Raw genomic sequence first — 8,087 nt, forward strand, 5'->3', positions numbered from 1 at the left:
GGTGCAGGTGGGGGACCGTCGGCTCGCGCTGACGAACCTCGACAAGGTGCTCTACCCCGAGACGGGGACGACCAAGGGGCAGGTGATCGCGTACTACGAGCGGATCGCCCCGTGGATGATCCCGCACGTCACCGGCCGCCCGATGACCCGGAAGCGCTGGGCGAACGGGGTGGACGGCAAGGTGTTCTTCGAGAAGAACCTGCCCGACTCCGCCCCGGACTGGATCCGCCACCACACCATCCACCACGAGCACCACGACGTCGAGTACCCCGTCGTCGACGACCTGCCGACGCTGGTGTGGCTGGCGCAGCAGGCGTCGCTGGAACTGCACGTGCCGCAGTGGCGCTTCGGCCCGCGGGGCGGACACCAGGACCCGGACCGGCTCGTGCTCGACCTGGACCCCGGCGACGGCGTCGGGTTGCCCGAGTGCGTCGAGGTGGCGGTCGCGGCCCGCGCGGTGCTGCAGGGCATGGGACTCGAGCCGTACCCGGTGACGTCCGGGTCGAAGGGCATCCACCTGTACGCGGCACTCGACGGCTCGGCCACGGCGCAGCAGGTGTCCGACGTCGCACACGAGCTGGCGAAGGCACTCGAGCAGGACATGCCCGACCTGGTCCTGTCGTCGATGAGCCGGGCGGAGCGGGCGGGCAAGGTGTTCGTCGACTGGTCGCAGAACAACGGCAACAAGACGACGATCGCGCCGTACTCGCTGCGTGGACGGTCGCACCCGACGGTCGCGGCGCCACGGACGTGGAAGGAGCTGACCGAGCCCGGTCTGACGCACCTGACTCTCGATGAGGTCCTCGAACGCATGCCGGACCTCGGCGACCTGCTCCACCCGGTCGCGGCGGCCTCGCTCGGCGTCGGACGTGCGGACTCCGGGCACTGGGACGGCGCCCGGACCGAGCAGGTGAACGAGCGCGAGCGTCAGGAACGGCAGGAGCTGCAGGATCGTCTGACGACCTACCGCGCCAAGCGGGACGCCTCGAAGACGCCGGAGCCGGTGCCGCAGGGCTCCCCGACGGTCCGGACCGACGGCACACCCACCTTCGTCATCCAGGAGCACCACGCCACCCGCAACCACTACGACTTCCGTCTGGAGCACGACGGCGTCCTGGTGAGCTGGGCGCTGCCGAAGGGGGAACCGACCGACCCCGGGGCGAACCACCTGGCCGTCCACACCGAGGACCACCCGCTCGAGTACGGCGGCTTCGAGGGGATCATCCCCGCCGGTGAGTACGGCGGCGGCACCGTGACCATCTGGGACGACGGCACGGTCGAGGTCGAGAAGTGGCGTGAGGACGAAGAGGTCATCGTCACCCTGCACGGCCGGACGAACGGCGTGCGACGGCTCGCGCTCCTGCACACCCGCGGGCACGGCCGCGGCCGGACCGGGGACGAGAAGAGCTGGCTCATCCACCGGACGAAGGACCAGCCGACCGCCGACGGTGACGCCTCCACCGGCTCGCACCCCGGACCCGCGGCCCGTGCTGCGGGTGCGCGGATCGAGCACGCCGCGGACTCGGACACGGCCCCGGAGCAGCGCCGCACCATGCAGGCGTCACTGCAGAAGGGCGAGCCCGGCCTCGACCCCGAGCAGTGGGCGTTCGAGATGAAGTGGGACGGCGTCCGCGCACTCGCCACCGTCCACGACGGCACCGTCCGACTGCGCAGCCGGAACGGCAACGACCTGACCGACCAGTACCCGGAACTGCAGGAGCTGGCGGAACGGGCCGGTGTCGACGGCGTCTTCGACGGCGAGGTCGTCGCGCTCGACGAGCACGGACGTCCGTCGTTCCAACTGCTCCAGAACCGGATGGGGCTGACGAAGCCGCGTGAGGTCAGCGCTGCCCAGGCCACGACGCCCGTGCGGCTGCTGCTCTTCGACGTCCTCGAAGCCGACGGGCACGAACTCACGCGCCACGGGTACACCGCTCGGCGCGAGGCGCTCCGGACGGTCGTGGAACCGGGCGGGGCGATCGACGTCCCGCCGGAGTTCGACGGGGATCTCGCCGGGGCGATGACGGAGTCGCGGAAGCGCGGGCTCGAGGGGGTCGTGGCGAAGAAGCGCTCCTCGCGGTACGCCGAGGGCCGGCGCTCCGAGTCGTGGCTGAAGCTGAAGCACCACGCCACGCAGGAGGTCGTCGTCGGCGGGTGGAAGCCCGGGGCCGGTCGGCGTGCAGGAGGCATCGGCTCCCTGCTGCTCGGGATCCCGGGCGACGAGGGACTGGTCTACGTCGGCAAGGTCGGCACCGGGTTCCGCGACCGGGACCTCGACGAGATCGGAGCCGTCCTCGGTGACCTCGAGCAGGACGACTCGCCGTTCGTGGACGTCCCGCGGCCCGATGCGCGCGATGCGCACTGGGTCGCACCGGAGCGTGTCGGCGAGGTCGAGTTCGCCGAGTGGACGGGCGACGGGCGCCTCCGGCAACCCTCGTGGCGGGGGTGGCGCAGTGACAAGCGCCCCGAGGACGTCGTCCGGGAGTGACGTCCGGGCGTGACCTGCGCGACGTCGGCCGACGCGGGCCGCGGTGCCGCGGAGGTCCGGAATCCGCATGCAGGAGCATGAGGTCCGCCCCGGGCGAACTTCCGTCCCCCGTTGTCCGCACATGCGGGGGACGATTGCGGCGACCACTCCCGTCGGGCCGAGGCCGGCTGTTACGTTCCTCGGGACGGAAGGACGCGACATGGACGCGAGCAAGTACCTCCCGCCGTTCACCCAGGGGCAGCGCGGAGACACGTCCGCAGAGCAGCCGGGCGACCAGGACGGCACGACGAGAGCACGGCCCGACGGCCGGACGGGAGACCGTCAAATGGTGGACGCGGGCGGGACCGAACACGAAGCCACCTACGCCGACTTCCTCGGCGACCAGGTCGACGACTGACCTGAGGGCAGCCGTCCCGACCAGGTCAGGCGGCCGGTGCCGGCCCGTCCGCCGGTGCGGCGCCGGACTCGAGGGGCAGGTCCTGCTCCGCAGCCGCGCGCTCGTCAGCCTGACCGGCGTCCGCCGCAGCGGCCTTCGCCTCGTCGATGGCCTCCTGCGAAGCCTGCAGTGCGTCGTCGTTGCCGGGGTGTGCGTGATCAGTCATGCCGCCACGCTACGCGGAGGCCGCTGGACCGGCTCGACGGCCAGCCCCCGCGGGCGCACGCGGCACGGATCCCGGCACGAGTGGGACGTCCGGACCACGCGGGACGTCGTAGTCGACGGCTGAGGTCGGGGCGAGTGACGTCGGCATCGCGGGCGCCGGTGGGCCGCCGTGCGCGTCCGCGGCGTCGAGCACGGCCCGGGTCGCGGCCGCCGACACCCGGAGCGCGTCGGCCAGTGGCATCGCACGGAGCGCAGGCGTCCGGACCTCCACGCCCCAGGGCTCGTCGAAGCCCAGGCCGCGGACGGTGCGGATGAAGCCCGGCAGGTCCCAGGCACCGGTGCCCGGCAGGTAGCGGCCGTTCCGCGACTCGTCGGCCAGTGTCATGCCGTTCGGGGTGTGCAGCAGACCGTCGCTGAGTTCCACGGCGGCGAGGACGGCGGGGGCCACCCCCTGCCCGATGGAGGCCAGGGTCGAGCCACCGCGCAGCGCGTGCATCGCGTCGAGGAGCAGGCCGCCGTTCGGGTGGCCGGCGGCGACGAAGCGTGCGGCTCGCTCCACCGTCCCCAGGTTCGACCACGGCTCGGACTCGAGGACGAGCCGGGCGCCGACGCCCTCGGCCTGGGCGGCGAGGTGGTCCCAGGCCTCGGCCATCGCGGTGAGCGGGGCGCCGGGGACCGAGTGGTCGGCGCGGACGACGACCTGCCACGCACGGAGGGTCGCGGCGGCCTCCAGGAGCACCCCGCGGTCGGCGTCGTGCTCGGCGTCGGCGGACCACCAGTCGCCGAGCGTCCCGACCTGGACCCAGACCACGCCGGCGTCGTCGAGCATCCGTCGCAACGCTGCGAAGCCGGCGGTGGCGCGCACGTCGTGCAGGTCGTCGAGCGAGAGTGCGAGCCCGGAGAACCCCGCCGCGGTGACGGCGTCGATGCGTTCGCGGACGGACTCGCGTCCGGCCCACGTCCAGGACGTGGCGAGCAGGTCGTGTTCCTCCACAGGACCACCTCCATGATCCGGACGTGCTCGACTGCGTCGTTGCAGCTGCTGCACACCCCGTCTGCGGATCGCTGCCGTGCCCCGCGCAGCGTCAGGCCCGGTTCTACGCCCGCCGTCTCCGAGCGCTCCCAGCCCGCGCGTCAGACGATGCGGGTCTCGACCGTGCCGACCCCGTCGATCGCACCGCGCAGCACCGACCCGCGGGTCACAGGGCCGACGCCGTCCGGGGTGCCGGTGAAGAGCAGGTCGCCGGGCTCGAGCCGGACGGCCCGGGACAGCGCGGCGATGGTCTCGGCGACGGACCAGATCTGGTCCGCGAGGTCGCCGGACTGCCGCAGTTCGCCGTCGACGTGCAGGGTGACGGCACCCGACGTCGGGTCGACGCCGGCAGCGGGGACCACCACGCCGATCGGGGCGGAGGCGTCGAACCCCTTCGCCAGGTCCCACGGCCGACCGAGTCGCTTGGCCTCGGCCTGCAGGTCACGCCGGGTCAGGTCGATGCCCACGGCGTAGCCCCAGACCAGTTCGAGGGCGTCGGCCACGGCGACCTCCTGTCCGCCGGCACCGAGCGCGACGACCAGTTCGACCTCGTACTCCAGCTGCGCGGTCAGCGTCGGGTAGGGGGTGTCGTGGCCGTCGGCGACGACCGCGTCGGCGGGCTTGCCGAAGAAGAACGGCGGCTCACGATCGGGGTCGTGCCCCATCTCGCGCGCGTGCGCCGCGTAGTTGCGGCCGACGCAGTGGATGCGCCGGACCGGGAAGCGGCCGCCGGCGGCGGTGGGGACGGACGGGAGGCGCGGGGCCGGGACGACGAGGTCGGTCACGCGTCCAGCGTGGCACGTTGCGCTGGCTGCGCCTGCTGGGCCGGGAACACGAACCGGTTCATCGCCCAGTAGCGGAAGCCCATCGCGATGAGCGTGCCGATCACGGGCCCGCTGATGAAGTCCGCCAGTTCCTGCCCCGCGAGCGAGACGTTCGGCACCTCGAGCCCGAAGACGTACCGGGAGATCCAGAGCGGCGCGGAGTTCAGTGCGACGCCGATCAGGCTGACGACGAGGAACAGCAGGAGCTCGTGTCCGGTGTGGAGTTCACCGCGGTCGCCGAACGACCACTTCTTGTTGAGGAAGTACGAGAACACGGTCGCGACGATGATGCCGATCGACAGGGCGGTCACCGGGTGCTGCGGGATGACGAAGATCTTCAGCCCGTAGTTGATGCCCATCGTGATGACGAAACCGAGGCCACCCACGACCAGGAACCGGAGCGCCGGGTGTTCGACGAGCGACCGGACGGAGAACGACTGCACCGGCCAACCCTAGACCGGTGTCGCCGGGAACCCGCTGACCGGCACGCCTTCCGGACCGGCAGTCCGCTCAGCCGGACGGTCAGGCACCGGGTGCTGCGCCCTCGGTCTCGCCGCGGCCGGGGTCGCCGCCCGTGCCGCCGTCGGACGGCTCGTCCTGCGGCCAGCCGGTGAACTCCCACCCGGAGACGGCCTCGTGGTCCTCGCCGTTCGTGTAGGCGAAGGTCCGGGCGGCGGTCCGGGCGTCGGTGAGGGCGGTGAGCAGGTCGGCGAACCGGTCGGACCCGTCCGCGACGCGGGTGAGCGCGTCGTGGGCCAGCGCGTAGCGGTCCATCTCGTTGCGGATGAGCATGTCGAACGGCGACGTGGTGGTGCCCTGCTCGAGGAAGCCGTGCACGTGCAGGTCGTCGTGTCCGTGCCGACGGTAGGTGAGCTGGTGCACGAGCGTCGGGTAGCCGTGGAAGGCGAAGACGGCGGGGGTGCCGGGCAGGAAGACCTCGTCGTAGCGCTCGTCGCTGATCGGGTGCTCGTGCTTGCGCGGGTCGCCGATGGAGAGCAGGTCGACGACGTTGACCACGCGGACGCCGACGTCGGGGGCGTGCTTCCGGATGATGTCCGCGGCAGCGACGGTCTCGACGGTCGGGACGTCCCCGGCGCTGACGAGCACGACGTCGACGCGGCCGACCTGCTGTTCGGTGCCGGCCCAGTCCCACGTGCCGACGCCGGCGTCCGCGTGGGCGACGGCGTCCTCGAGGGACAGGAACACCGGCTCGGGGTGCTTGCCGGCGACGATCACCTCGATGCGGTCGGTGGTCTCCATCGCGTGCGCGGCGACGGCGAGGAGCGTGTTCGCGTCGGCGGGCAGCTTGATCCGCACGAGGTCCTGCTGCTTGGACGCGACGACGTCGAGGAACCCGGGGTCCTGGTGCGAGAACCCGTTGTGGTCCTGCCGCCACACGTGCGACGACAGCAGGATCGTCAGGTTCGACACCGGTGCGCGCCAGTCGATGTCGGTCGCCGACTCGAGCCACTTGGCGTACTGCCCGACCATCGAGTCGACGATGTGGGCGAACGCCTCGTAGGTGTTGAAGACGCCGTGTCGGCCGCTCAGCACGTAGCCCTCGAGCATGCCCTCGAGCAGGTGTTCGGAGAGCACCTCGATGACTCGACCGCGTGCGGCCATGTGCTCGTCGCCCTCGGCCCGTCGGGCCCGCCAGACGCGGTTCGTGACGTCGAACACCGCGTCGAGCTTGTTCGAGATCGTCTCGTCCGGTCCGAACAGCCGGAAGTTCTCCGGGTTGCGCTGGATGAGTTCGGCCATCCAGGGGCCGAGCGTGCCGGTCGCCGAGGCCGGCTCGCCCACCGGCACCCCGAACCGCTCGAGTCCGGGCCGGTCGAGGGCGGTGCGGATGCGGCCACCGTTCGCGTGCGGGCTGGCGCTCATCCGGGTGTCCCCGGTCGGCCGGATGGTGTCGAGGATCCCGATCGGGCGGGCGTCCTCGTCGAAGAGCTCCTCGGGGCGGTAGGAGCGCATCCACTCCTCGAGCTGCCTGCGGTGCCCCTCGTCCTCGCGGACGTTCGGCAGCGGGACCTGGTGAGCGCGGAAGGTGCCCTCGACCTGCTGGCCGTCGACGACCTTCGGCCCGGTCCAGCCCTTGGGGGTGCGGAGCACGATCATCGGCCAGCGCGGGCGGAGGTCCGCGGCACCGGCCATCTCACCGGCCGCGGCGCGTGCGGCCTGTGCGCGTGCGGCGGCCTGGATGTCGTCGATGGTCGCGAGGGCACGACGGAGCGCACCGTCGAACAGGGCGTGCACGGCGAACGGGTCGTGGTCGACCCGGCCGGAGTCGACGACGATCGGCTCGTAGCCCAGCCCGCGGAAGTAGGCCTGGAGGTCCTCGTCCGGGATGCGCGCGAGGACCGTCGGGTTCGCGATCTTCCACCCGTTGAGGTTGAGGATCGGCAGCACCGCCCCGTCGGACACCGGGTCGAGGAACGTGTGCGCCTGCCACGATGCGGAGAGCGGTCCGGTCTCGGCCTCGCCGTCTCCGACGACGCAGGCGACGACGAGGTCCGGGTTGTCGAGGGCCGCGCCGTACGCGTGGGCGAGGGAGTAGCCGAGCTCGCCGCCCTCGTTGATCGACCCGGGGGTCTGCGGGGCCGCGTGCGAGGGGATGCCGCCGGGGAACGAGAACTGTCGGAAGAAGCGCTGCAGTCCGGCGGTGTCCGGCGTGATGTCCGGGTAGAGCTCGTTCCAGGTGCCTTCGAGCCAGGCGTTCGCGTTCATCGCGGGGCCACCGTGGCCGGGGCCGCAGATGTACAGGACGTCGCGCCCGGTCTCGCTGATCACGGCGTTGAGGTGTGCGTACACGAGGTTCAGCGCGGGGGAGGTGCCCCAGTGCCCGAGCAGCCGCGGCTTGATGTCGGAGGGCTCGAGTGGCCGTTCCAGCAGCGGGTCGTCGAGCAGGTAGATCTGCCCGACGGTGAGGTAGTTCGCGGCGCGCCACCAGGCGTCGATCGCGCGGATGCGGTCGGTGGAGGAGTGCGTCGTCGGCATGCTGACCAGGCTACGAGGACACCGATCCGGGGAATCCAGAAATCTCTCCAATCCGATCGGAGGACGGCCCCGAATCACTGTCACAAGCCGGGAAACACCCGCAAGCGCTCACTAGCAGCTCACCGCTGGTTCTCCACCCCCTCA

Annotated in this window: 7 protein-coding genes; 2 read left to right on the forward strand and 5 right to left on the reverse strand. The window is 71.9% G+C overall.

Annotated elements, in window-relative coordinates; genetic code table 11:
* Position 1: 1 nt before the first annotated feature.
* Together E9228_RS16685 and E9228_RS16690 are read left to right on the forward strand one after the other, a co-directional pair.
* Complete coding sequence (locus tag E9228_RS16685; protein ID WP_341849934.1) at positions 2-2,488, forward strand: ATP-dependent DNA ligase; 2,487 nt, start codon at positions 2-4, stop codon at positions 2,486-2,488.
* Positions 2,489-2,687: 199 nt separating this feature from the next.
* Positions 2,688-2,885 (forward strand): hypothetical protein, encoded by a 198-nt coding sequence (locus E9228_RS16690; RefSeq protein ID WP_166781671.1) that lies wholly within the window; start codon positions 2,688-2,690, stop codon positions 2,883-2,885.
* A 25-nt stretch (positions 2,886-2,910) separates the two neighbouring features.
* On the opposite strand, the gene E9228_RS16695 is transcribed toward E9228_RS16690, so the two are convergent.
* The 5 genes from E9228_RS16695 to E9228_RS16715 all read right to left on the reverse strand — a co-directional run bounded on the left by E9228_RS16695 (position 2,911) and on the right by E9228_RS16715 (position 7,943).
* A complete protein-coding gene (locus E9228_RS16695; protein ID WP_166781672.1) occupies positions 2,911-3,090 on the reverse strand; it encodes a hypothetical protein in 180 nt (59 codons plus the stop codon).
* Between the two features lie 9 nt (positions 3,091-3,099).
* Positions 3,100-4,083, reverse strand: a complete 984-nt coding sequence (locus E9228_RS16700; RefSeq protein ID WP_166781673.1) for a TIM barrel protein — start codon at positions 4,081-4,083, stop codon at positions 3,100-3,102.
* Positions 4,084-4,223: 140 nt separating this feature from the next.
* Positions 4,224-4,907 carry a fumarylacetoacetate hydrolase family protein gene (locus tag E9228_RS16705; protein ID WP_166781674.1) on the reverse strand — a complete coding sequence of 228 codons (684 nt, stop codon included), beginning with the start codon at positions 4,905-4,907 and terminating at the stop codon, positions 4,224-4,226.
* A complete protein-coding gene (locus E9228_RS16710; RefSeq protein WP_215905459.1) occupies positions 4,904-5,389 on the reverse strand; it encodes a GtrA family protein in 486 nt (161 codons plus the stop codon). The genes E9228_RS16705 and E9228_RS16710 overlap by 4 nt, the downstream gene beginning before the upstream one ends.
* A gap of 79 nt (positions 5,390-5,468) precedes the next feature.
* Positions 5,469-7,943, reverse strand: a complete 2,475-nt coding sequence (locus tag E9228_RS16715; RefSeq protein ID WP_166781675.1) for a phosphoketolase family protein — start codon at positions 7,941-7,943, stop codon at positions 5,469-5,471.
* Positions 7,944-8,087 lie beyond the last annotated feature (144 nt).

The organism is Curtobacterium salicis (assembly GCF_011759505.1).
Lineage (GTDB): Bacteria > Actinomycetota > Actinomycetes > Actinomycetales > Microbacteriaceae > Curtobacterium > Curtobacterium salicis.